Consider the following 23,619-nt stretch of genomic DNA (forward strand, 5'->3'; position numbering starts at 1 on the left):
ACCGACCTCAATCCCGCACCAAAACCAGCTTTGCCCTCTCAGCCTGGCCTCCCGTGTCCGGCGTCAACGCGACGAGCGCCCACAGTGCACCGCGCAGCAGTTCGGGCAACACCAGGTCTGTCGACCCTTCGTCGCACAGGGTCAGCGCGGCCAGGACGCAGGTGGCCGCCAGCACCGTGTCACTTTGCCGAACTGGGCGGCTTCGTTCCCATAGTGGGGAAGAATAAAGCAACGCGGTCGTGATCAAAGCCTCCAAGTCCCTCATGCCAGAAACGTTCGCTCGTCGCCGAGCACGTTCTATCGCCATGACCGGATCATCGGTGAGGTGCCAAGGTCGGAGGTTGCTCAATTGCTCTCGGAGGAAATCACCGAACGACGTTGGCACCCTGTCTGTCTGGCGACTGCGGTAGGTCCGTTCAGGAGTCGAGATCTCCATATGGTGACGCACTAGTTGGTCACAGGCCCCCGCCAGTCCGGTCACGGCGTGCACCCCTTGGGCCCATACGTCACTGGTGGCCATGAGACGGGCCAGGGCCAAGTCGCCGGCGAGGGCGAGACCGTTGCCCAAGGCGAAAGTACCTGCGACGGCGGTGATATGGGCGGTGGTATCGACATCGAGACTCTGCAGATAAGCGGCGTGCTCGCGGGTATGTGCACTTGCGAAATGGAAGTAGCTCGCGATGTTGGAACTGCGGCTATCGAAGCGGAAATGGGCGGCGCCAAGATGGGAGATCTCGTCTATGCTGCGGCTGCGGTCGAGGTCGATGTCGAGGTTGCCGTTGAGATTGCGGGCAGCGGCGTCATGGGCGATGAGGTCGCGGAGCACCGCATTGAGAGCATCGATGTGGTCTGGGTCGTTGTCGTGGCCTTGGGGGCCGGCAAAGGCGTCAGCGAGTTCGTGGGCTTCGTTGACGGCACTGGCGAGTTGTTGGTCGGAGAAAAGGTCTCGATGGGGGGCGAGGTGGAGGACCTCGACGATCGCCTGACTGAGAACTCGATTCAGAGTGGAAGAATCGGCGCGGACACCGACAAATTCCTGGTCAAGGCCATACCTGAAGACTGCGGTGAGAGCTTGCTCAACGGTGCGGACGATGCCGAGTGCGTCGTTGAGATCACTGGCCAGCTTCCTGGCATGGAACATGTCGAATATGCGAACGGGATCCCAGGAAGGGCCTGAGTAGAAGCCGAGCTCACCTTTACGGAGGCGGCGGCGGCAGTGAGCGAGCTTGCAGGCAAGCTCGAAGGCGAGGTCGATCACGTGCAGTAGTTGATGACGAGGGTTTCTGAGGTCGCGAGGGCTGGCATAACTGAGCAGGTGAGTAAAGGGGAGACCTGAGCGGGAACCGAGGAGCCGGCAGACAAGACGGGTCTGGCGGAGGATCAGTTCCGGATGGGCCTCGATCTGTTCCGGTGCAGGCTCATGAGGATGCCGTGCGGATTCACCGAGAATGAGACGCACCTCATTCGGGGCACTGTCCCGGTCGTGGTCGGTGGCGTACAGGATCGTCCCAGGGTCGGGATACAGGTCGCTGCCGAGGGCCTGCTGGGCTTCCTCCGCGGTGGGCAGCCGGTAGCTGATGCCGTCGCTGACCAGGCTGTTGAGCCAGATGAGAAAGCTCTCGAGGTCCGCGAATCGGTCGACGAATCCAGGGTGTGCGTGGGCGCGGAAGTAGCGAGTCCAGAGGTTATCGGGGACAGGGTGAGCGCAGATGCGCGTGCCGCTGTTGTCGAGAGCTCGCGTGTCCTGCAGGGCGCGTGTAGCGGCTACACCATTCAGCAACCGGACTTCGGCGGGGTCGCTATGCGTTGTATTCAGGAGCCGGTCAAGGTCGGCGCGGAGCACGGGGTCGAGTTCGCGGGCTTCGCTCGCGCAGGCGTAGGCGAGGTTGAGCGTGGCGACGGTGCGGGCGGCCAGGCACGCTTCCACGACCGGGCTGGCGTCCGCGCGGGCGGCCCACAGCAGGGTGGTCTCCCGCCACCAGGGGTCACCGACGTTCTCCACCAGGACTTGACGCCGGGAAGCGTGCCCGGGGACGAGCGCGGCCGCCAGATACTCCTGCAGGGTGAGGTGGGCGAAGCTGTACTGCCCGTGCTGATGCTCCAGGAGCAGGCCGCTGCGCCTGACGTGGGAGAGGAACGCCTCGGGCGTGAGGTTGGGAGCGGTGCGCTGGAGCACGTCCCGGATCGCGCGCTCGGCCTGCGCGACGGGGATGTCGCGCAGGTGGTTGCGCATCATGTGCCACGCCAGTTCTTGGATGATGCGTTCCTTCCGTTCCCCGCTCAGGCCCTCCAGGTCGGTGTCGCGCAGGTTCTTGGCCTCCTGGCGGCGGTGGAGCAGGACCTGGCACATCTCCTCGTACAGCGAGGCCCGGCTGCGCGGCAGGCTCCCGGCGCGGTACCGGTGCACGTTGGCGATCATGGTGAGCAGCATCGGGTTCGCGGCCAGGTCGTACAGGGCGGGACGGCCGCTGATCCGCTGAAACAGGTCGTCAGCGTCGCGGGCAGCGATCCGGTCGATCTCCTGCGCGTCGCCTTGGCGGGAACGATGCTCGATGGCCCGGTACCAGGCGTGCAGGAACGCGCGTATCTGTCCGCTGGTGAATCGCTGCACCTGTAAGACGTCAGCGCTGGAAAGCCGGTTGTCCTTGTACCCCAGCGGCCGGGACGTGACGACGAAGGTGTTGCCCGGATAGCGGCTTATCTGGTCTTCCACCCACCGCACCACGCGGCGACGGTCATCGGCGTCGGCGACTTCGTCCAGGCCGTCCAGTAACACGACGCATTGACCGCGTGCGAGGCGGCGTTCCAGCCACTCGGCCGGGATCGCGCCGCCCAGCCATGGGGCGGCCGCCGCGATCGGCGCGAGGTTCTCAGGCTCTCCCGTCCGGATCGCCTCGGCCTGGTCTCGCAGGTAAAGCAGGACCGGAAGCAGCCGTCGGCGCCACCGCTTCTCGGCCAGTTCCAGGGCGGTGTAACGGGCCAGGGTCGTCTTTCCGGACCCTGCCGCACCCAGGACCGCGAGTACACGGCCCGGGGTCAGGAAGGACGCCAGCGAGTCCCGCTGGCCGGGCGCCGACGGGACGGCCCCGATGCCGGTGTCGGTGACCGTGTCGGTGACCGGCTTGGGCTGGAGCATCACGTCGACGTAGACCTGACGGGTCCGCAAGACGAATTCCGCCTGGGTGACGAGCCCGATCGTCTCCATCTGGTCGACGGACGAACGCATTCGTCGTAAGTACGTGTGACGTGCACGCCATGGGCGCCGCATGGGCGGCGTCGTGGTCTCCGCGGCTGGTGTGGCGGGCTGTGGGGCCGCCTGGAGCAATCCGCCCAGGACGGTGAACGCCAGTGCGAGGTAGCCCCAGTTCCAGCTGAGTTTCCCGTTGTTCAGGATCTGGTTGACGGCGACGCCCGCGGCGACCAGCAGTGATGCTCCGAGCAGGGTGCGTCCCATGAACCTCAGTGTTCGCACGGCGGCCGGGCTCCCGGGGTAGGGCAAGAGCTTGCAAACCCACTAAACCGGCTTTACCTCGTGCTCGCCCTGCCGTCGCCAATCTGATACTTGGAATGAATCTGGACAGTGCCCGGTCTTCTCCCGGGGCGGGCAGACCGCCACATATGATCGACTTCGTCCTCGGAACCGGCTGGCTTGGCTAGAATCTGCCTGTTAGGCGAGGCTTCCGCTAATTGTGAGCATGTTGTTGCGCTCCGTTCCCCGTCAGGAAGCCGGCCGCTCACCGTTATCCGCTAAGGAGTCTGTGCATGCCCGTGGAATCGGAAGGTCTCGTCCCAGCGGCGAGTCCCGTGATCGGGGAGGCGGAGATCGAGGCCGCGGTGCGCGTGCTGCGCAGCGGACGGGTCGTCCAGGGGCCCGAGGTCGCCGCGTTCGAGGAGGAGTTCTCCGAGATCGTGGCGGGACGGCACTGCGTGGCGGTCAACTCGGGGACGTCGGCCTTGCATCTCGGCCTGCTCGCGCTGGGCCTCGGGCCCGGCGACGAGGTGATCGTCCCGTCGTTCACGTTCGCGGCGACCGCGAACGTGGTGCGGCTCGTCGGCGCCGAGCCCGTCTTCGTCGACATCGATCCGCGCTCGTTCTGCATGGATCCGGACGCCGTCGCCGCCGCGGTCGGCCCGCGGACCGCCGCGATCATGCCGGTGCACCTGTACGGGCATCCGGCGGCGATGGAGCGCATCGGGCCGCTCGCGGAGCGGCACGGGCTCGCCGTCGTGGAGGACGCCTGCCAGGCGCACGGCGCCTCCGTCGACGGGGTCCCGGCCGGTGCGATGGGCGCGATCGGGTGTTTCAGCTTCTACCCGACGAAGAACATGCACGCGCTGGAAGGCGGCATGATCACCACCGCGGACGCGGAGACCGCGCGGACGCTGCGGCTGCTGCGCAACCAGGGCATGGAGCAGCGGTACGCGAACGAGATCGTCGGCGCGAACATGCGGCTCACCGACGTCGCCGCGGCGATCGGGCGGGTGCAGCTCACGCGGCTCGCCGGGTGGACGGAGCGGCGCCGCGCGAACGCCGGGTTCCTCAACGCGAAGATCACCGAGGCGGTCACGCCGCCGGTCGCGGAGGGCGCGACGCACGTCTACCACCAGTACACGGTCCGGGTGCGCGGTGACCGGGACGCCGTCCAGCGGCATCTGGGCGAGCGGAACGTGGGCAGCGCGGTCTACTATCCGACGCCCGTCCACCGGCTGAGGCCGTTCCTGAAGGACGGGAGTCCCGACCCGCGCTGGGACCTGCCCGAGACCGAGCGGGCGGCGCGCGAGGTCCTGTCGCTGCCGGTGCATCCGGCGCTCGGTGAGGACGACCTTGCACGTGTCGCCGACGCCGTCAACGAGGCGGGGGGAGCGTCGTGAGCGCGCCGCTGCGGGCGGGTCTGATCGGGCTCGGGGTGATGGGACGCAACCACGCGCGCGTCCTGGCGGGGCTGGACGGCGTCGACCTCGTCGGGGTCGTCGACCCGGCGGGACGTCCGGACGGCGCCCCGCACGGCGTCCCGATGCTGGAGTCCCTCTCCGACCTGGTGGCGCTCGGCATCGACTACGCGGTGGTCGCGTGCCCGACGGCGCTGCACGAGGAGATCGGGCTGGCGCTGGCGGACGCGGGCGTCGGCGCGCTGATCGAGAAGCCGCTCGCCGAGTCGGTGGCGGCGGCGGAGCGGCTGGTGGCGGCGTTCGAGTCGCGCGGGCTGGTCGCCGGGGTCGGGCACATCGAGCGCTACAACCCGGCGTTGCAGAGCATGCGGGCACGGCTGGAGGCGGGCGAGCTCGGCGACGTGTTCCAGGTCGTCACGCGCCGCCAGGGTCCGTTCCCGCACCGCATCGCCGACGTCGGCGTCGTCAAGGACCTCGCCACCCACGACATCGACCTGACCGGGTGGGTGACCGGTCAGGACTACGCGTCCATCTGCGCGCACACGGTGGCGCGCAGCGGACGCCCGCACGAGGACATGGTCGCCGCCGTCGGACGTTTGACGGACGGCTCAATGGTGAACCACCTGGTCAACTGGCTCAGCCCGCTCAAGGAGCGGACGACGGTCGTCACGGGGGAGCGCGGCTGCTTCGTCGCCGACACCCTCACCGCCGACCTGACGTTCTACGCGAACGGGGAGCTGAGCACGGAATGGGAGGCGCTGCGGGCGTTCCGCGGCGTGTCCGAGGGCGACATGATCCGGTACGCGATCCCGAAGCGGGAACCGCTGCTGGTGGAGCACGAACGGTTCCGCGACGCGGTCGCCGCGGACGGCGGGGAGAACGGCGGGGGAATCGTGACGCTGCGGCAGGGCCTGCGGACGGTCGAGGTCTCGGCCGCCGTTCTTGAGTCGGCGAGGCTCGGTGAGACGGTCTCGCTCCAGCCGTCAGGGGTGCTTGGTGCCGTCTGACCCCGGGCCGCCCAGGGGTGCGGGGGATCGTCCCCCCGCCGAGGACTCGCGCGGCGTCGACGTCACGGTCGTCGTCGCCGTCTACAACACGATGCCGTACCTGACCGGCTGCCTGAACTCCCTGGTGGAGCAGAGCATCGGCGCGGACCGCATGGAGGTCGTCGCGGTCGACGACGGCTCCACCGACGGCAGCGGAGCCGAGCTGGACCGGTTCGCCAAGGAGTATCCGGACATCGTCCGGGTGCTGCGCCAGCCGAACTCGGGCGGCCCGGCCGCGCCCAGCAACCGCGCCCTGGACGTCGCGCGAGGCCGCTACGTGTACTTCGTCGGCGCCGACGACCACCTGGGCCGCGAGGCCCTGGAACGGATGGTCGAGGCGGCCGACGGCTGGGGCTCCGACGTCCTCGTCGGCAGGATGAAGGGCGTCGGCGGGCGCGAGGTCAAGCAGGAACTGTTCGCCGAGAACCGCGTCGACGTCGACCTGTTCGACTCGCCGCTGCCGTGGCTGCTGTCCAACTGCAAGCTGTTCCGCCGCGACCTGATCGAGCGGCACAAGCTCCGCTTCCCCGAGGACATGCGGATCGGCAGCGACCAGCCGTTCACCATCGAGGCGTGCGTGCGCGCCGCGCGGATCTCGGTGCTGGCCGACTACACCTGCTACTACGCGATGCTCCGCGACGACGGCGGCAACATCACGCAGGGCACCGTCGAGGTCTACACCCGGCTGGAGTGCGCCGAGCGGCTCTTCGAGTTCGTCGACGGGCTGCTGGAGCCGGGCCCTGAGCGGAACGCGCTCGTCCACCGGCACGCCAAGTGGGAGCTGACGAAGCCGATCCGGGAGGGCCTCCTCGACCTGGACGGCGCCGCCCGCCGCGACGTGTGCACGCGCGTCGGCGCCATCGTCGACCGGTATGTGCCCGACGACGTGCTGGCCCTGCTGCCCATCGTCCGGCGGGTGCGGCTCCGCATGGCGCAGCGCGGCGACGTCGACCGGCTCTGCGCGGCGATCGAGGCCGACGCGGCGGGCAAGACCTACCCGATCAGGCTCAAGGACGGCCGCGCCTACCACGCCTACCACGGCTTCGAGGACGCGGCGGCCGGCCTGCCCGACGACCTGTACGAGGTCACCAAAGGGCTCCGCAGGCGGCTCGCGGACGAGGTGCGCGCGGTCGGCGCGCGGCGCTCGGACGACATCGTCGAGGTCACCGTGCGGACGCCGATCACCGGCCCGGATGCGAAGGACCCGGAGACCGTCCACCTCGCGCTCGCCGTCCGCGGGCGGGACGGGCGCGTCCGGCTGGACGAGGCGTCCGGCGCGGAGGTGGGCCGGGCCCTCGGCGACGACGGCCTGACCCTGACCGTGCGGATGCCGAAGCGGCTGCTGTTCGCGTCCGGCACGGCCAAGCGCACGTTGCGGCTGATCGTCCGGGCGTCCGGTGAGGCCTATGACGTCGCCGTGCCCGCCGGCCTGCCCGGTCCGTGCAAATCGCTCGTCTGGCACCGGATCAGGCCCTACCGTCTGTCGGTGCGCGGCGACAAGCGCGGCACGACGGCGATCGAGACACGCCCGTCCCTTCCGGTCCGTGCCGTCGTCAGGCGGCTCCGGCGCGTGACGTCCCTTGGAGGTAGGTAGCACATGCGGATCTGCGTGGTCGCGCTCGGCAAGATCGGTCTTCCGCTGGCGGTGCAGTTCGCCCGAAACGGCCACCGGGTGACCGGCGCCGACGTGGACGAACGCGTCGTCGCCGAGGTGAACGCCGGCCGCGAGCCCTTCCCCGGCGAGGCGGACCTCGACGTCCATCTCGCCGAGGCGGTGCGGGCCGGGCTGCTGACGGCGACGACGGACACGGCGTCGGCCGTGGCCGAGTCCGAGGCGGTCGTGGTGGTCGTCCCGCTGTTCGTGGACGAGGCCGGCACGCCCGACTTCGGCTGGATGGACGCGGCGACCCGGTCGATCGCCGAGGGCCTGCGTCCGGGGACGCTGGTCAGCTACGAGACGACGCTGCCGGTCGGCACGACCCGGGACCGCTGGGCGCCGATGCTCGCCGAGGGGTCGGGCCTCACCGCGGGCACCGACTTCCACCTGGTGTTCAGCCCGGAACGCGTCCTGACGGGCCGCGTGTTCGCCGACCTGCGCCGCTACCCGAAGCTCGTCGGCGGCGTCGACGACGCGTCCGCGCGGCACGGCGTGGAGTTCTACGAGCAGGTCCTCGACTTCGACGAGCGGCCCGACCTGGACCGTCCGAACGGCGTGTGGGACCTCGGCTCCGCCGAGGCCGCCGAGCTGGCAAAGCTCGCCGAGACGACGTACCGGGACGTCAACATCGGCCTCGCCAACCAGTTCGCCCGCTACGCCGACACGGTCGGAGTGGACGTCATGAAGGTGATCGAGGCCTGCAACACGCAGCCGTACAGCCACATCCACCAGCCGGGCATCGCGGTCGGCGGCCACTGCATCCCCGTATATCCGCGGATGTACCTGTGGAACGACCCGGACGCGACCGTCGTCCGCACCGCCCGCGAGGCCAACATGGCGATGCCCGAATACGCCGTCGGCCTTCTCGCGGACGCCTACGGCGACCTCACCGGCGCCCCGGTCCTGGTCCTGGGCGCGGCATACCGGGGCGGGGTCAAGGAGACGGCGTTCTCCGGCGTCTTCCCGACCGTGGAGGCGCTGCGGAAGCGCGGGGCCGTCCCGTACGTGTCCGACCCGATGTACACGGCCGGAGAACTGGAGGCCCTTGGCCTGCCGCCGCACCGGGGCGAGCCCGTCACGGCCGCCGTCGTGCAGGCCGACCACGCCGCCTACCGCGACCTCGGCGCGGACGACCTGCCGGGCGTCAAGGCCCTGGTCGACGGCCGCCGCGTCACCGACCCGTCCCGCTGGACGGGCGTGCACCGCGTCGTCATCGGCGCCCCGGACCAGAGCGGGGCCGACGCGCGGAGAACGCCCTGAGCGCGCCGTATCCGCCCCTTCCCGACGCCGACGGCCCCTGCCGACCACGACTGGAGCAAGCGATGCAAAACGAAGACGAGACGGTCCCCAGCGCGCGCGGCCGCATCGTCATGCTCGTCGACAACGACATCGTGCGCGACTCCCGGGTGCAGAAGGCGGCGAAATCGATCGCCGACGCCGGCTGGGAGGTGCACCTCCTCGGCGTCCACTCGGCCAAGAGGCCCCGCACCTGGATGCTGGGCGGCGCCCACGTGCGCCACCTCAGGCCTCACCACACGCTCCTCCGGAACAGGCACAGCGTGTGGCGCGCAACGCTCCGCCGCCCGCTCGCGTACGCGCACCCGAACGTGGCGGACTACCGGCGGCGGCTCGTCCAGTCCCGGCGGGCCGACCTCGCCGCGAGCCGCCTCGCTCCGGGGGCCGGCCGCCCCGTGCGCAAGACGTGGCTGCTGGCGCGGCGGGTCACGGCGAAGCTCCAGGCGCGGTGGTTCGCACTGCGCGCCCGCCAGACCGACTCGCTCGCCAAGGCCCGCGGCAACCCGCGCGCTCCGCTGGAGCGGATCACGCTCAAGTTCTGGCAGACGCTTCTCGGCGACCGGGCCTGGCGCGTCCTCGACCGCAACCTCTGGGACTGGGACAGCGCGTACGGGAAGGTCATCGACCAGCTGGAGCCCGACATCATCCACGCCAACGACTTCCGGATGCTCGGCGTCGGAGCCCGCGCCGCGCGGCGGGCCCGCGCCAAGGGACGGCCGGTGAAGCTCGTGTGGGACGCGCACGAGTTCCTGCCGGGCATCAGGCCCTGGGGCATCGGGTCGCGCTGGCTCCCGGCCATGATCGCGCACGAGCGCGAGTACGCCGGCGACGCCGACGCGGTGGTGACCGTCTCGGAGGCCCTCGCCGACAAGCTCGTCGATGCCCACGGCCTGCGGCACAAGCCGACCGTCGTGCTCAACGCCCCGGTCACCGAGGGCGAGTCGACCAGCACCGACCCCGTTCCCGACCTGCGGGAGCTGTGCGGCGTCGGACCCGGCGTCCCGATCGCCGTCTACAGCGGCAGCGCCTCCGTGCAGCGCGGCCTGGACATCATGATCGAGGCGCTGCCGCGGCTTCCGGAGCTGCACGTCGCCCTGATCGTCGCCACGGCGCGGTCCGAGTACGTCCAGGGGCTGCGCGCGCGGGCCGTGGAGCTCGGCGTGGACGACCGGGTCCACACGCTGCCGTACGTCCCGTTCGACCAGGTCGCTCCGTTCCTGTCGGCGGCCGACCTCGGCGTCATCCCGATCCACCACTGGCCGAACCACGAGATCGCGCTGATCACGAAGTTCTTCGAGTACGCGCACGCACGGCTGCCGATCATCGTCAGCGACGTGCAGGCGATGGGCGACATGGTGAAGGCCACCGGGCAGGGCGAGGTGTTCCACGCCCAGGACCTCGACGACTACGTGCGGGCGGTCGAGGCGGTCCTCGGCGACCCGCAGCGGTACCGGGCGGTTTACGACGACCGGCCCGACCTGCTCCACGAGTGGACGTGGGAGGCGCAGGCCGAGATCCTGGACGGCGTCTACACCAAGCTGCTGCCCTCCGCCGCGAGGACGTCCGCCCCCGCGCCGGAGGCGTCCGGCTCACCGCCGGCGTCCGGCGACCAGCTGATCGGGGCCCAGGACTGACATGACGACGACGGACCGACTCACCGACCGGAGCGTGGCCGTCGTCACGCCGTGGTACCCCAACCCGCAGCAGGAGTGGGCGGGGGCGTTCGTCCAGGCGATGGTCGAGGCGACGGCGCCGGGCTGCGACGAGGTCACCGTCTACCACAACGAGGCGTGGCTGATGAGGCAGGCGCCGGAGGAGGTCGCGGCGGCGCGGGAGGCGCACCGGCGGCTCCTGCCGGTCGCGCTGCACGACACGCCCACGGTCGCGGGCGCCCGCCTGGTACGGCTTCCGGTGCCGACCGTCCCCGACTACACGTTCGCGGAACTCGCCGAGCAGCACACGGCGTGGCTGCGCGAGGCGCTGGGCGGCAAGCCGATCCCGGCGCGAGTCGTGCACGCCCACGTCGGGCTGCGCGGCGGCTGGACGGCCCTGGAGAACGCCCATCCGGACGCGCGTGTGTTCGTCACCGAGCACGCCTCCTTCATCGACCAGGTCCTCGACCAGCCGGACTCGCGGGACATGTACGAACAGGTCCTCGACCGCTGCACCGGCTTCTTCGCCGTGACGGACGTGCTCCGCGACAGGCTCGCCGAGGCCTTCCCCGCGCTCGCCCACAAGATCGAGCTGATCTCGAACCCGATCTCGTTCGCGGCGACGCGGGCGCGTCCCGTCACGGAGCTGCGCCGCTGGCTGTACGTCGGCACCCTCGTCGAGCGCAAGGGGGTCGACTGGCTCCTGGACGCGTTCGCCGAATGCCACGCCGAGGACCCCGAGCTGACGCTGACCATGGCGGGCCCCGGCGTGCTGGCCGGACGGCTCGCCGAGCGCGCCGCCGAACTCGGCGTCGACGACGTGGTGACGTTCACCGGCGCGGTCGCCCCGGACGAGGCCGCGCGGCTCATGCGGGAGCACGACCTGCTCGTCCACGCGGCCCGGTGGGAGACCTTCGGCGTGTCGATCATCGAGGCGGTCGCGGCCGGGATGCCGGTGCTCGTCACCCGCTGCGGCGGCCCTGAGCGCACCCTCGCGGGCATCGAGGACGCGGTCGGGGAGATGATCGACGTCGAGGAGAACTCGGAGTCGATCGCCGCGGGCTACCGCCGGCTGCGCGACCGCTTCCCGGACGGCCTCGACCTGGGCAAAGGCCAGCGGGTTCTGGACGAGCGCTTCGGGTATAGCACCGTCGCCCAGGCGCACCACCGGCACTGGTTCCCCGAGCCCGGCGCCGGCGGCGGCGAACACGACACGATCGGCGAGAAGGACGACGACGGCACCGACGGAAGAGAAGAAGCGTGAACGTTCTGTTCGTGGCGCTCGGGGCGTCCCGCCGGCCCGCGATCGTCAGGGAGTCCGCGCGGATCGTCGCGGACGGCGGTCACGCCGTCGTGCTCGTCACCAAGTCGTCCTCGTGGGCGAAGGACCCGCTCCCGGACGGCGTCGACGTGGTCGAACTTCCGGCGCTCGAACGCCGCCACGCCCCCGCCGTGCCACGGATTCTGCTGTACGGCATCCCGCGGCGGCTGGTGCGCGTGTGCTTTCCGGGCCCGCTTCGCAAGACGGGGGACCGGATCTACGCCGGGTACCGCAGGCGCGTCGCCCGTCCCGTCGAGCGGCGCCTGGCCCGCCTCCTCCGGCGGGAACCCGCCGCCGTCCGCGGGCGGGCGGTCGACCGCGAACTGCTGCGCGGCCGGTCCATCGGCCTTGTCGTCGCCGGTGACCCGCAGTCGTTCGTGACCGTGTCCGAGCTCTCGGACGTGATCGCGGACGCGGGAGCGCGGCTGGCCTACTCCGCTGACTACGCCAGGGGATGATGACATGACCGAGCGCCGACCGCGCCTGCTGTATCTCGCGTTCTATTTTCCGCCGTCCCGTGCCAGCGGCGTGTACCGGCCCCGCGCGACCGCCAACCGGCTGACCGAGCTGGGCTGGGACGTCACCGTCTTCGCGGCGCCGCTGCCGTTCCTGTACAACGCGATCGGCTCGGTCGACGAGAAGCTGATGGAGACGATCGATCCGCGGATCACGCTGGTGCGGCCGGACCTGAACCGGTTCGTCTGGCAGACGAACCTGCGTGACTACAGCAAATTCAGGGCCACATTCCCTCAAATGGCGCAGTCGCTGTACACGTGGGGGCAGAAGCACGTCTTCCCGGAACATTACGCGTCCTGGGCGCGTGCCAGCGTGCGGCGGGCGCTGCGGATGCACGCGCGGCGCAAGTTCGACGTGGTCCTCGCCACGGGGAACCCGTTCGCCTCGTTCGGCGCGGCCTGGCTCTTCCACAAGCTGACCCGCACCCCCTACATCATCGACTACCGGGACTCCTGGACCCTCGACCAGTTCGGCGAGCAGCCGAGGTACGACGACGGGCACCCCGCGTGGCGCTGGGAGCGCCGGGTGCTGAACGGCGCGGCCAACTCGCTCTACGTCAACGAGGCGCAGCTGTCGTGGCACGCCGAGCGTTATCCCAAGGCGGCCGGGCGGATGATGACCGTCCTGAACGGCTGGGACGTCGACACGCTGCCCGCGACCGCCGAGCCGCCCCCGGCCGCCCGGGCGGAGGCGGGCGAGCACGAGCCCCGGTTCTCCTTCGTGGGCACGATCACCGATCAGCAGCCCATCGAGGAGATGGTCGAGGGGTTCACCCGCGCGCGCGAGCACTCCGACATGTCGGCGGCCTGCCTGGACCTCTACGGCTACTTCGGGTTCTTCAGGGGCTCCGACAGGGCGCTGCGCAAGCGCTTCGCCGCCGCGGACCCCGCGGACGCCCCGGAGGGCGCAGCGACCGAGGGAGCCGGGGGGGACGACGAGGAGCCGGTCTTCGCCCCGGGGGTGCGGTACCGCGGGCCGGTGTCCAAGACCGAGCTCGTCGACGTCTACCGGGACTCCGACGTCCTGGTGTTCCTCAACGGCGGCGGACGCTACGTCACGTCCGGCAAGATCTTCGAGTACATGGCGGCGGCGCGGCCGATCGTGTCGGTCCACTCGCCCGGGTCGGCGGCCGAGGAACTGCTGCGGGACTACCCGCTGTGGTTCAACCCCGGGAGCCTCGACCCGGCGGACATCGCCGTCTCGATGGTCGCGGCGGCGAAGGCGGCGGCCGGTCTCGACGAGCGGCAGGTGGCCGCCGCCCGCGCCTACGCGGACCGTTTCGAGCGGACGGTGGCGCTGGAGCCGCTCGTGCGGCGGCTGAGCGAACTGGCCGGCCGCAGGCGCGCGGTGTCCGGGTGACCAGGTTGGGAGACGATGCGGTGAACGGCGCGCAGGCACCCCGGGTGCTGGTTCTGGCCATGGACGCACGGCTGACCATGGACCCCAAGCCGAACGTGAAGCCCAAACGCCACTACGGACGGATCGTCGGGCTGACCGGCTACTTCGTGGAGGAGGAAGGGGCCCAGGTCGATCTGGTGACCGCCGATTCGGGCGACTGGGCCGAGCTGGACGAGCGCGTGCGCCTGCACCGGCTCGACAAGGCCGAGGCCAGGCATCCCCTGCCGTGGGTGGAGCGCACGCTCGTGGTCAGGCTGCCGTGGCTCGTCGTGCGCCCGGTGGCGGGGCTCGGACGCCCCGGCGCGAAGCTGGAGCGCGTCCGGAACCGGGGCTCGCAGGTCGTCCACCGGCGGTTGTTCGTGCCGTTCTACCGGCATGTGCGGCCGCTCCTGCTGTCCCGCATCGCGTGGCGGCGCGTCCTGCGCGACGTCGACCTGACCCAGATCACCCGGGTCATCGTGATGGACCGGACATCGGTGCCGCTCGGACGGCGGCTGGCCCGCCGCCACCCGGACCTCATCGTGACGACCCGGCAGGACAGAAGCCTCGAGGCCAAGCCCTGACCGGCTCAGCGGCCCAGCGGGTCTTGACCGGGTTCAGCCGTCCAGTGGGTCGTTCGCTTGGGCTTATTTCTCGATGAGGAGCGTCTTGCCGGAGTCGTCTCCGGCGGGCGTCTCGGCGTAGCGGGCACCGGTTCGGGGGCATTCCCATGTTCCGTCCGGGCGTTGCGTGAGGCGGGCGCCCGCGCGGCCGACCCAGCCGATGCGGCGGGCGGGGACGCCCGCGACCAGGGCGAAGTCGGGGACGTCGCGGGTCACGACCGCCCCCGCGGCGACCATCGCCCAGCGTCCGATGCGCACCGGCGCGACGCACACGCTGCGGGCGCCGAGGGACGCGCCCTCGGCGACGTGCACGCCGACCGCCTCCCAGTCGCCGCCGCGCTTCAGCTTGCCGTCCGGGTCGACGGAGCGGGGCTCCCGGTCGTTGGTGAGGACGACGGCGGGGCCGACGAACACGCCGTCCTCCAGCACGGCGGGCTCGTAGACGAGCGCGTGGTTCTGCAGCTTGACATTGTCGCCGATCCGCACGCCCGCGCCGACGTAGGCGCCGCGGCCCACGATGCAGCCCGCGCCGAGCCGGGCGTCCTCGCGGACCTGGGCGAGATCCCAGACCGTGGTGCCGTCGCCGAGTTCGGCACTCGGGTCGACCTGGGCGCTCTCGACGATGCGGTGGCTCATCTGCTGCCTTTCCTCCGGGTGCTAGGTGCTTTGGGGTGTCGATGGTGATTGCAGTTCCTCGCCGCTCTCGCGGGCGCCCAGCCGTTGCCGGACGCGCCGGACCCTGGCCGCCAGCGGCGCGGTGACCTCCACGGTCAGTGTCCCGCGATCGAGCCGGACGCGCAGCCGACGCGGTGGCACCAGCGACGCGTTGGCCGGCCCGGGGAGATCGGACCCCGCCGCGACGCGCACCGGGACCGGCCCGCCGACGCCGTCGACCTCGAAGCTCGCCCCCCAGTGACCGGGGCGCGAACGGGCCAGGGAGATGTCGGCGCGCCGCCGGGACGGATCGTCCGGGACGGCCGCCAGCGCCGCCCGGATCACGGTGCCTTCATGGGCATGGCGCAGGCGGAGACTCATCGCCGGCTCGTCCCCCAGGACGGGCGGCGCCTCGGCGCTTACCCGCACCCGATTCAGCGGGCCCCAAGCGACGTCCGCGTCGTGGAAGTCGCCGGACGCGAGGGGACCGCCCACGTCGAGCACCAGGGTCCCGCTGCCGCGCGCCGGCAGCGGACGGATCACCCGTCTGCCGGTCGCCCGCGTGCCGGCCAGGGCCACGCGCGGGACGGCCAAGCTGCTCGGCTTGACCAGCGGGATCGTCCGGACGTGCCCTTCGATCGAGACCTCAGCGGAGACCGTCCAGCGGCCGTCGGGCAGGGCGGCCGGCTCCGGGCTGATCGCGGCGGTGAAGGTCGCGGCCGTTCCCAGGTCGGTGGGGGAGGCGGGGACGGTCTCGCACTCCACCGGGCGCGGGTCGCCCGTACCGTCGTCGAGCAGGAGGCGGACGGCGGGGGCTCCCTCGTCCACGTCGCGGAGCACGACCGTGCCGTCGATCCTCAGGGCGCCGTCCTCCCAGGCCAGCCTGGTCGGACTGGGCCGGATCTCCGGCGGATCGAGGCTCCGGAAGCACTCGTCGGGGATACCGGAGGCGTCCCGGAAGAACGGGTACATCAGGAAGGCCTCGCCGTCCTCCAGAAGTACGCGGGGCCGCGTCCCGTCCTGGAGGAACCGCAGAACCTCCAGGAACTCGTCGTCGAGGTCGTTCAGCAGGCAGTGGGCGAGCAGCCGGTGGCTGGGGTGGGCGAGTTCCAGCACCCCGGGGGTGTACCACTTCTCCAACAGCTCGCGGCAGTTCGTGAGGGTGATCTTCTGGTCTTCGGGAGTGGAGTCCAGGTACAGCCGGGCGAGCCGTCCGAACACCTCAAGGCGGAGGTACCGATGCTGCAACCGGTCCCTGACCTCGCCTGGCACGGTGCGGTCGGCGACCTCCCGCATCGCCCGGGCGATGATCGCGTAGACGTCGGCGGGCCCGGCGCCGCCGGTCTGGGTCGCGCTCGTCCCGTCCGTCCGGGCCGCCCAGTAGTAGCAGTCGTAGTCGGCGAGGACGGACACGCCGCTCGCCGCCAGGTACGCGCCCGCGGTGAAGAGCTGGTCCTCGTGGGAGAGCAGGCCCTCGGTGAAGCGCAGCGGCCCGTTCTGCTCGATCAGCGACCGGCGGAACAGCTGGAGCGCCGCCATCGACATCCGGGGGAAGAGGTCGCAGCCGGGGTCGAGGACGTGGGTGCGCTCGATCGTCCGCTCGAACATCCTCGGCACCTTGCGGCCGCCGGTCCCGACCTGCTTGCCGAGGACGACGTCGGTCCCGTTCCGCTCCGCCATCGCCGTCATCCGCTCCAGCGCCTCGGGGCCGAGCGCATCGTCGGCGTCCAGGAAGAACACGAACGTCCCGGACGCGAGCTCCAGGCCCCGGTTGCGCGGCCCGCCCGGCCCGCCTGAGTGCGGCTGGTGGACGACCGTCAGCCGGTCGTGGCCGCGGGCCAGCTCGTCAAGCAGCTCCGCGCCGCCGTCGGCCGAGCCGTCGTCGACCGCGATGATCTCGATCCGCTCGGCGGGCAGGGTCTGGGCGAAGACCGACTCCAGCGCCCGGCCCACCGTGTCCCGACAGTCGTGGACCGGAACGATCACGCTTACCAGTGGTCCACTCACAAAGCCCCCTGAGGTCCGGGGCGGGGGTGCGAGGGACACTCTATTCGGGTTCGGGCGCTGCCGTGACCGCTCACCCTTCAGGGCGATGCCGCATCACGCACATGCCGTCATGACCTCCTAGGCCGTGACCGCCGATCCGCCCAGGCCGTGCATCGCCGACCTGGGGCCGGACTCGGCCAGGGTGTCGACGGCGGCGGCGAACCGGGTCATCGCGTCCGGGTGCTCGGGGCCCAGGAGGTAGTCGCGGAGCCTGCGCCGGTCGTCGGCGAGCGGGTCGGCGCCCGGCGTCACGGCGACGGCGACGATGTCCGCGAGCTCCGCGCAGGCCGGGCCGAGCAGGTACGCGGCCGACGCGGACGGGAAGTCGGCGCGGAAGGCGACGTCGTTGGCCGCGTGCGGGTTGGTGACCACGTACGGCTTCAGGCTCGGCATGTAGTCGGAGATCACGCTGGAGATGTCGGTGATGAGCATGTCCGACTGGTTGAAGCAGTCGTGCAGGGACGCCTCCGCGCCGGTGACGACCCGGTGCCCGCCCGGGCCCGTCCGGTTCGCCTGCTCGATCATCTGGATGATCCGGTGGTGGGCCGCCGCGGCGGCGGCCATGCGGGTGCCCGTGTACGGGTGCGGCCGGTAGATGACGCGCAGCCGCGGGCCCTTGTCCAGCAGCGCACCGACGATCTTCTCGCCCATCGTGAGCAGCGAGCAGTAGCTGTGCTCGCTGTCCCAGCCCTCCCAGGTCGGCGCGTACAGGACGGTCGGCACCTCGCTCCCGGACGGCCCCGGCTCGACCCCGGCGAGCTGCGGCCGCCCGACCTCGACGATCGCCTCGTCGCGGACGCCCGCCTCGGAGTTGCGGTAGCGGTCGCGGCCCGCGGGACCGGCGACCCACACCTCGTCGAAGACCTTGCTGACGGGGTTGGAGCTGGAGTCCTTGTCGCTGTCGCCGTGGCCGATGAAGACGTGCTTGATGTCCGGCTCGCGGAGCAGGTGCAGGTTCTTGCCGGTGTTGCCGGTGTAGAGCGCGACGCGGACGGTCGACCAGTCGAAGTTCATGACGTCCTCGGCGCGCGAGATGCACACGACCGGCAGCCGGGTCGGGGCCAGCGCGTCCACGACCTCCGGCGACCGGACGAGGACCATCGCCTTGCGGTTCAGCCGCTCCATCGTCTCCAGCCACATGTTGCCCTGGTAGGCGTTGACGGCCATGCCGGTGAAGTACAGGACGACCTCGGGCCCGTACTCGCCGACGCGGCGCTGGACGTCCTTCCCGACGCGGCGGGCGTTGAGGAGGCGGCGCATCTCCCGCAGGCCCGCGGTCTGCCAGCCGAGGGAGCCGAGCGTGACGGCGGCCGCGGCCACCAGCCCGGCGACGAGCAGCGCGGGGGCGTCCGCCAGCAGGCCGACGGCGCCGAGCAGCAGGGGCAGGGCGTCGATGTAGCCCTCGATCAGTGTGACGAGCCGCACATGCCAGGCGGGCTCGGCGGCGGGGAGTGCGGGCTCGCCCTTGCCGAGGTTGCGGGTGGCGTACGGGAGCGTGTTGACGCGGCGGAGGACGGACGCCCCGACCAGCGCCCCGGCGCGCAGCCAGTCGAGGGCGAACAGCCCGGCGGCGGCGGTCCAGATCGTCGCGTCGCCGGCGTCCCCGTCCTGGACGAGCAGCACCACGAACGCGCCCTGCCGGATCAGCGCCCGCGCGGCGGCGCTCAGCTCGCCCCAGCGCAGCGCGCGGTCCGCGTCCGGCAGCAGCTTGGAGACGGTGGGCTCGGCCGCGTAGCAGGCGAGGGCGGCGCCGAGGAACCAGCCGGGCGACCCGGCGACGGCCGCGACGATCAGCAGCCCGAGCGTGACGGGCAGGGACAACACCGTGGAAAACCGCAAAAGCTTCGAGTACCGGGCGAGACGCCGCACGGTACACCTCCGTCTGGTCAGCGCGGCCCTGGGGCGGCGACGAGGTGGAGGCACCCGCCGGGGCTGGGCGGCGGGTGCGCGAGGGAAGGGAAATGCGGGGGAGTGCCAGGGGAGAGAGAGTGCCGTCAGCCGGGGCGGCCGCCCGCGAATGGATCTTCGCGGCGCACGTCGATGACCTGTCCGGTGAGGCGCGAGAGGAGCACGTTCAGGGACGTCCTCGCGACCTGGTCGGCGCTGAGCAGGGTGTGCGGCGGCTCCTGGCCGAAGGCCTGCGTCCGCATCGGGGTGCTCGTCCGCTCCGGGTTGATGCAGTTGATCCGGACGCCGTCGGCGGACCACTCGTCCGCGAGGGCCTGCGTGAGGTTGACCGTGGCCGCCTTCGCCGACGAGTACAGGCTGTACTCGGCGCGTCCGCGCGTGTAGGAGCTGGACGTGTAGAGCAGCAGCTGCCCGCCCGTCTTGGCGAGGTACGGGAACGCGGCGCGGGCGATGTGGATCGGCGCGAGGTAGTTGACGCGCAGCGCCTCCTCGATCGCGTCCGGGTCGATCGTGTCGAGGCGCCCGATCCGCAGCACGCCCGCCGTGTTGACGACGTGGTCGACGCGTCCGGTCGTCGCGTACGCCTGGGCGAGCGCGGCGGCGACGTCGTCCGGACGTTCCGCGTGGGTGCGCGTCGCGCCGCGGCTGTAGCCGAAGACGCGGGCGCCGAACCCCTGGGCCAGCTCCGCGACCGCGGCGCCGATGCCCTGGCTCGCGCCGAACACGACCATCGTCCTGCCGGCGAGAGCCTCGCGGTACTCGTCCTCGGACAGGTCGGGCGCGTCGGACGAGGCGAGCTGGAACAGCTTGTCCGCGACGAACATGTCGACCGGCTCGGTGACCTTCATGTTGTGGTCGTCGCCCGGGACGACGTAGATCGGCGTGCCGGGCTGGTAGCGCAGCACGACCGAGCAGTCGTCGGTGGCCTCGAAGTTCTCGTCCTGCCACGCCTTGTCGTAGGCGGCGCGGATCGTGGCGAGCCGGAAGCCCTGCGGGGTCTGCCCGCGGCGCAGGTTCGCGCGGCGGGGCACGTCGACGATGACGTCGTCGTCCACCTGGATGATCGTGTCGGCGGACGGGATGGCGACGTCCACGGCCTGGTGCTCGCGGAGCGCGGTCACGCAGTCGCGGATGATGCGCTGCGACAGCAGCGGGCGCACCGCGTCGTGGAACAGCACGTTGGTCGTCTCGGCCGGGTGGTCGGCGAGGGCGTCCAGCGCGAGCTGCGTCGTCGCGTTGCGGGACGTCCCGCCGGGCAGGACGGCGGCGACCTTCGCGCAGCCGGCCCTCTTCACGCATTCCGCGGCGTCCTGGAGGAAACCGGGGTTCATCAGAACGAAGATCTCGTCGATTTCGGGCGCCTCCTCGAAGACGCTCAACGTGTGCTCCAGGATCGTCTTTCCAGCGATCTTGAGGAGCTGTTTCGGCGTGCTGAGGCCCATCCGCTGCCCGCTGCCACCCGCCAGGATGACGGCAACGGTTCGATGCTCGCCCTGCGGCGCCATGACCAATGCGACCGTCCTTTTTCTGTTAGGCGGCCGTCACGGACCGCCAGGATGAAGCCGTTCAGTCACCGTTGGGATCCATGGAAGCGACGGGGCCGCGGCGCTTTGCAGGGCTATGGATGCACACGGGGAGAACTGCCGTTTAACTCTACCCGCTCTGTGTGAATATGTCGTGAATTCAGCGATCTTGCAGTTTGCCGTGATCCGGGCGTGACCACCCAGAACGGTTGGCGACCGGCCGGTCACTGTTTGCTGAACAACGGCCGGATATCGGGCTCGACGGCCCAGCGCGTCACCCGCCGGACCGGGCCCGTGCTCAGCAGCGTGGCGACCACGCAGCACACCGCCGCGATCACGAGGACGCCCGGAATCGTGTCGAGCCAGCCGGCCTCGTTCCACCCGGTGAAGGTGAAGAGCCGGGTGAGGAACCCGTGCAGCAGGTACGTGTACAGCGTCGCGGCGCCGAGGTCGGTGTACCAGGTCCGGCGGGACGGGACGACCGCGAGGAACGCGGCCATGAGGACCAGGCCCGCGACGAGCAGCCCCATCCGCATCAGCGTCCCGGTCAGCTCGCCGACGCCCATGGCGTCGTTGGAATGCGTCCAGCGGACCCAGCGGGCGTCCATGTGCGGGTACGCGACGTACATGGCGGCGAACCCGGCGGCCAGCGTCACCGCGCCGAGCACCCGCGCGGCGGGCCGCCGGACGATCTCCAGCCACTCCGGCCGCAGCGCGAGGCCCACCACGTAGAACGGCATCAGCCCGAGGATCCGGTAGATGTCCAGCGTGCCGCCGAGGTCGCTCATGAACGCCAGCAGGCTGACCAGCACCGCCCCCGCCACCGGGAACCGCGCCCGCCGCCAGATGGGCGTGAGCAGCCGCCACACGAACAGCGCCAGCAGGAACCAGGTGATGTAGTACGGGTTCAGCAGCCCGATCTCGAACGGCCGGTCCCCGAACGTCCAGGCGAACAGGGCGTACAACGTCTGGAAGATCACATAGGGGGCGAGGGTGGCGCCGACCAGCTTGACGGCCTTGTCGTCGGTCAGCGTGAACCGCTTCGCCAGATAGCCGCTGATCATGACGAACACCGGCATGTGGAACAGGTAGAAGAAGTAGTAGGCCGCCGAGGCCAGCGCGACGTCGTCCAGGCCCGCCATGCCGTGCCCGGTCGCGACGAGCAGGATCGCGAGGAACTTGGCGTTGTCGAGATGCGGATCACGCACCCGCGGAGCCGCGCCCTCGTCGGGTGGGCGTTCCGCCGTCGCCTCGCCCGCGACGGAGGCCTCGGGTGTCTGTGTCATCGATGGCTCTGATCCTGAGAGGGGCTCGTGGAGCATATCCGACCAAATCGTGCAGATTTCGCAGGCGGCCGGCTCGGCGCTGAGCGCCAGGACGCGCAGTGGGGAGCGGCAGGACGCGCGATTCTGCGACCCTGCTGACCGGAGAGGCGCCACGAAGATCTACGCTTGGACCACGTTGGCCGGGAGGGGAAACCATGGGGTACAGCAGGCATGCCAGGCGCGGTGTGATCCTCGTCGTGGGCGGGGTCGTCCTGCTGGCCGGGGTGGCATTGCTCGTCCTGCCCGGGCCTGGGCTGCTGCTCGTGCTCGCCGGGCTCCTCATCCTCGCCCGCGAGTTCCCGGCCGTGGACCGCTACGTCGACCCCATCCGGGACCGTGCGGTCCAGGCCGCCGAGGAGAGCGTGACCTCGTGGTGGCGGCTCGCGGGCTCCATCCTCACCGGGCTGACGCTGATCGGCGCGGGCGTGGCGTGGGGCCTGGTGCCGGAGCTGCCGCTCTCCGGGTGGAGCACGGGATCGGGCCTCATCCTGTCCGGATTCATCCTCTTCGGGCTGCTGTACTGGAGCTACCGCCGCGTCCGGGCCGCCCGAGCCGGCTGAGCGAAGCGGAAATCGCCCGCGGATTCGTTTCTGGGAATTGATCCCTGGAGCGGGTATCACCGTGCAATGGGTATGGGCATTCTTCTTCGAGTACTCGTGGCCGGAGGGCTGGCGGCGGACGCCGTCATCCACTGGCGGTTCGCGCCTGACATGGCGCCCGGACCCAACACACCGAGCGGCACCATCCACGGCGACGATCTTTTCCGCGCCCAGGCGATCGCGGCCGTCGTGGCGGCCCTGCTCGTCCTTTTCTGGGCGCGGCGCTGGACGTACGCGATCGCGTTCGTGGTCGCGGCGAGCGCGGCGGGCGCCGTGCTGCTTTACTATTTCGTCGATTTCGGGCGGCTGGGGCCGATTCCGCGGATGTACGACCCGTCCTGGTACAGCGACAAGACGATCAGCCTCGCGGGGGAGGCGGTCGCGGCGCTGGCGGCGCTGGCCGGGTTCTTCACCGTCCGGCGGACGGAGCGCAGCGAGAGCCGCTCCGACGACCCCGTCCACCACTGAGCCGCCCCGCATGGCGGGACGGCGGAGGGGTAACCACGCGGTATGGACACCGCGAATGTGACGATCGGTCTCGGGGACGCGGTGCTGCCGGGCGATCTGGCCCTGCCGGACGCCCCCGGCGGTGTGGTCCTCTTCGCGCACGGCAGCGGGAGTTCCCGGCACAGCCCGCGCAACCGGGCCGTCGCCGCTGGCCTCAACGCGGCGGGCATCGGCACGCTGCTGATCGACCTGCTCACCGCCGAGGAGGACGAGCGGGACGCGATCACCGCCGAGCTGCGCTTCGACATCGGCCTGCTGACGCGTCGGCTGGCCGGCGCGATCGACTGGCTCGCCGCCGCGCCGCCGACCGCCGGACGTCCGATCGGGTTGTTCGGCGCGAGCACCGGGGCGGCCGCCGCGCTGGCCGCGGCGGCGGAGCGGCCCGGCCGGATCGGGGCGGTGGTGTCGCGCGGCGGCCGCCCGGACCTCGCGGGCGACGCGTTGAGACGGGTCGCCGCGCCGGTGCTGCTGATCGTTGGCGCCCGCGACCCGGAGGTGCTGCGGCTGAACGACGACGCGGCCGGACGGCTGCGCGCCGCCGTCCACCGGCTGGAGGTCGTGCCGCGGGCGTCGCACCTGTTCGAGGAGCCCGGCACCCTGGAGCAGGTCACGGACATGGCCGCACGCTGGTTCGACCGCTACCTGACGCAGGGCGCCGCCGTCCCGTGACCACCGGCAC

At 71.2% G+C, this 23,619-nt stretch carries 18 protein-coding genes; 12 read left to right on the forward strand and 6 right to left on the reverse strand.

Annotated features, from left to right (window positions below; genetic code table 11):
* Positions 1-7 precede the first annotated feature (7 nt).
* Positions 8-3,454, reverse strand: coding sequence for an NACHT domain-containing protein (locus ACH34T_RS34055; protein WP_396025074.1), 3,447 nt, complete (start codon positions 3,452-3,454; stop codon positions 8-10).
* A gap of 308 nt (positions 3,455-3,762) precedes the next feature.
* On the opposite strand from ACH34T_RS34055, the gene ACH34T_RS34060 reads away from it, so the two are divergent.
* The 9 genes from ACH34T_RS34060 (at position 3,763) to ACH34T_RS34100 (ending at position 14,339) form a co-directional block, all read left to right on the forward strand.
* Positions 3,763-4,872 (forward strand): DegT/DnrJ/EryC1/StrS family aminotransferase, encoded by a 1,110-nt coding sequence (locus ACH34T_RS34060; RefSeq protein WP_396025075.1) that lies wholly within the window; start codon positions 3,763-3,765, stop codon positions 4,870-4,872.
* Positions 4,869-5,897 (forward strand): Gfo/Idh/MocA family protein, encoded by a 1,029-nt coding sequence (locus ACH34T_RS34065; RefSeq protein WP_396025076.1) that lies wholly within the window; start codon positions 4,869-4,871, stop codon positions 5,895-5,897. The genes ACH34T_RS34060 and ACH34T_RS34065 overlap by 4 nt, the downstream gene beginning before the upstream one ends.
* Positions 5,887-7,530, forward strand: a complete 1,644-nt coding sequence (locus ACH34T_RS34070; RefSeq protein ID WP_396025077.1) for a glycosyltransferase family 2 protein — start codon at positions 5,887-5,889, stop codon at positions 7,528-7,530. The genes ACH34T_RS34065 and ACH34T_RS34070 overlap by 11 nt, the downstream gene beginning before the upstream one ends.
* 3 nt (positions 7,531-7,533) lie before the next feature.
* Entirely contained in the window at positions 7,534-8,853 is a 1,320-nt protein-coding gene (locus ACH34T_RS34075) for a nucleotide sugar dehydrogenase (protein WP_396025078.1), read from the forward strand.
* 62 nt (positions 8,854-8,915) lie between these two features.
* Positions 8,916-10,523: a glycosyltransferase family 4 protein gene (locus tag ACH34T_RS34080; RefSeq protein ID WP_396025079.1), complete on the forward strand. Its 1,608-nt coding sequence runs from the start codon at positions 8,916-8,918 to the stop codon at positions 10,521-10,523.
* Between the two features lies 1 nt (position 10,524).
* Positions 10,525-11,805 carry a glycosyltransferase family 4 protein gene (locus ACH34T_RS34085; protein ID WP_396025080.1) on the forward strand — a complete coding sequence of 427 codons (1,281 nt, stop codon included), beginning with the start codon at positions 10,525-10,527 and terminating at the stop codon, positions 11,803-11,805.
* A complete protein-coding gene (locus ACH34T_RS34090) occupies positions 11,802-12,320 on the forward strand; it encodes a hypothetical protein (RefSeq protein WP_396025081.1) in 519 nt (172 codons plus the stop codon). The genes ACH34T_RS34085 and ACH34T_RS34090 overlap by 4 nt, the downstream gene beginning before the upstream one ends.
* A 4-nt stretch (positions 12,321-12,324) precedes the next feature.
* Positions 12,325-13,737, forward strand: coding sequence for a glycosyltransferase (locus ACH34T_RS34095; protein WP_396025082.1), 1,413 nt, complete (start codon positions 12,325-12,327; stop codon positions 13,735-13,737).
* Entirely contained in the window at positions 13,734-14,339 is a 606-nt protein-coding gene (locus ACH34T_RS34100; protein WP_396025083.1) for a hypothetical protein, read from the forward strand. The genes ACH34T_RS34095 and ACH34T_RS34100 overlap by 4 nt, the downstream gene beginning before the upstream one ends.
* A 63-nt stretch (positions 14,340-14,402) precedes the next feature.
* Here the strand turns inward: ACH34T_RS34100 and ACH34T_RS34105 are convergent, their stop codons facing one another.
* The 5 genes from ACH34T_RS34105 to ACH34T_RS34125 form a co-directional block, all read right to left on the reverse strand.
* On the reverse strand, positions 14,403-15,014 hold the full coding sequence (locus ACH34T_RS34105; RefSeq protein WP_396025084.1) for an acyltransferase: 612 nt from the start codon (positions 15,012-15,014) through the stop codon (positions 14,403-14,405).
* Between the two features lie 21 nt (positions 15,015-15,035).
* Positions 15,036-17,018 (reverse strand): glycosyltransferase family 2 protein, encoded by a 1,983-nt coding sequence (locus tag ACH34T_RS34110; protein WP_396025085.1) that lies wholly within the window; start codon positions 17,016-17,018, stop codon positions 15,036-15,038.
* Between the two features lie 138 nt (positions 17,019-17,156).
* Entirely contained in the window at positions 17,157-18,902 is a 1,746-nt protein-coding gene (locus ACH34T_RS34115) for a CDP-glycerol glycerophosphotransferase family protein (RefSeq protein WP_396025086.1), read from the reverse strand.
* Positions 18,903-19,072: 170 nt separating this feature from the next.
* Positions 19,073-20,491, reverse strand: a complete 1,419-nt coding sequence (locus tag ACH34T_RS34120; protein WP_396025087.1) for an SDR family NAD(P)-dependent oxidoreductase — start codon at positions 20,489-20,491, stop codon at positions 19,073-19,075.
* Positions 20,492-20,733: 242 nt separating this feature from the next.
* On the reverse strand, positions 20,734-21,795 hold the full coding sequence (locus ACH34T_RS34125) for an acyltransferase family protein (RefSeq protein ID WP_396025088.1): 1,062 nt from the start codon (positions 21,793-21,795) through the stop codon (positions 20,734-20,736).
* A gap of 194 nt (positions 21,796-21,989) precedes the next feature.
* Here ACH34T_RS34125 and ACH34T_RS34130 point away from each other — a divergent pair, with 194 nt between their 5' ends.
* The 3 genes from ACH34T_RS34130 to ACH34T_RS34140 all read left to right on the forward strand — a co-directional run bounded on the left by ACH34T_RS34130 (position 21,990) and on the right by ACH34T_RS34140 (position 23,609).
* Positions 21,990-22,394 carry a PGPGW domain-containing protein gene (locus ACH34T_RS34130; protein WP_396025089.1) on the forward strand — a complete coding sequence of 135 codons (405 nt, stop codon included), beginning with the start codon at positions 21,990-21,992 and terminating at the stop codon, positions 22,392-22,394.
* A gap of 72 nt (positions 22,395-22,466) precedes the next feature.
* Entirely contained in the window at positions 22,467-22,901 is a 435-nt protein-coding gene (locus ACH34T_RS34135; protein WP_396025090.1) for a hypothetical protein, read from the forward strand.
* A 42-nt stretch (positions 22,902-22,943) separates the two neighbouring features.
* Positions 22,944-23,609, forward strand: a complete 666-nt coding sequence (locus tag ACH34T_RS34140; protein WP_396025091.1) for a dienelactone hydrolase family protein — start codon at positions 22,944-22,946, stop codon at positions 23,607-23,609.
* The last annotated feature ends 10 nt before the right edge of the window (positions 23,610-23,619 follow it).

Origin of the sequence: Actinomadura sp. 9N215 (assembly GCF_044326345.1) — a bacterium.
GTDB lineage: Bacteria > Actinomycetota > Actinomycetes > Streptosporangiales > Streptosporangiaceae > Spirillospora.

Bases quoted from the DNA above. Each gene is read 5' to 3' on its own strand.
- ACH34T_RS34085 (WP_396025080.1), top strand. From the start codon at position 10,525: ATGACGACGACGGACCGACTCACCGACCGGAGCGTGGCCGTCGTCACG.
- ACH34T_RS34055 (WP_396025074.1), bottom strand. From the start codon at position 3,454: ATGGGACGCACCCTGCTCGGAGCATCACTGCTGGTCGCCGCGGGCGTC.
- ACH34T_RS34120 (WP_396025087.1), bottom strand. From the start codon at position 20,491: ATGGCGCCGCAGGGCGAGCATCGAACCGTTGCCGTCATCCTGGCGGGT.
- ACH34T_RS34105 (WP_396025084.1), bottom strand. From the start codon at position 15,014: ATGAGCCACCGCATCGTCGAGAGCGCCCAGGTCGACCCGAGTGCCGAA.
- ACH34T_RS34060 (WP_396025075.1), top strand. From the start codon at position 3,763: ATGCCCGTGGAATCGGAAGGTCTCGTCCCAGCGGCGAGTCCCGTGATC.
- ACH34T_RS34130 (WP_396025089.1), top strand. From the start codon at position 21,990: ATGGGGTACAGCAGGCATGCCAGGCGCGGTGTGATCCTCGTCGTGGGC.
- ACH34T_RS34135 (WP_396025090.1), top strand. From the start codon at position 22,467: ATGGGCATTCTTCTTCGAGTACTCGTGGCCGGAGGGCTGGCGGCGGAC.
- ACH34T_RS34140 (WP_396025091.1), top strand. From the start codon at position 22,944: ATGGACACCGCGAATGTGACGATCGGTCTCGGGGACGCGGTGCTGCCG.
- ACH34T_RS34125 (WP_396025088.1), bottom strand. From the start codon at position 21,795: ATGACACAGACACCCGAGGCCTCCGTCGCGGGCGAGGCGACGGCGGAA.
- ACH34T_RS34075 (WP_396025078.1), top strand. From the start codon at position 7,534: ATGCGGATCTGCGTGGTCGCGCTCGGCAAGATCGGTCTTCCGCTGGCG.
- ACH34T_RS34080 (WP_396025079.1), top strand. From the start codon at position 8,916: ATGCAAAACGAAGACGAGACGGTCCCCAGCGCGCGCGGCCGCATCGTC.
- ACH34T_RS34095 (WP_396025082.1), top strand. From the start codon at position 12,325: ATGACCGAGCGCCGACCGCGCCTGCTGTATCTCGCGTTCTATTTTCCG.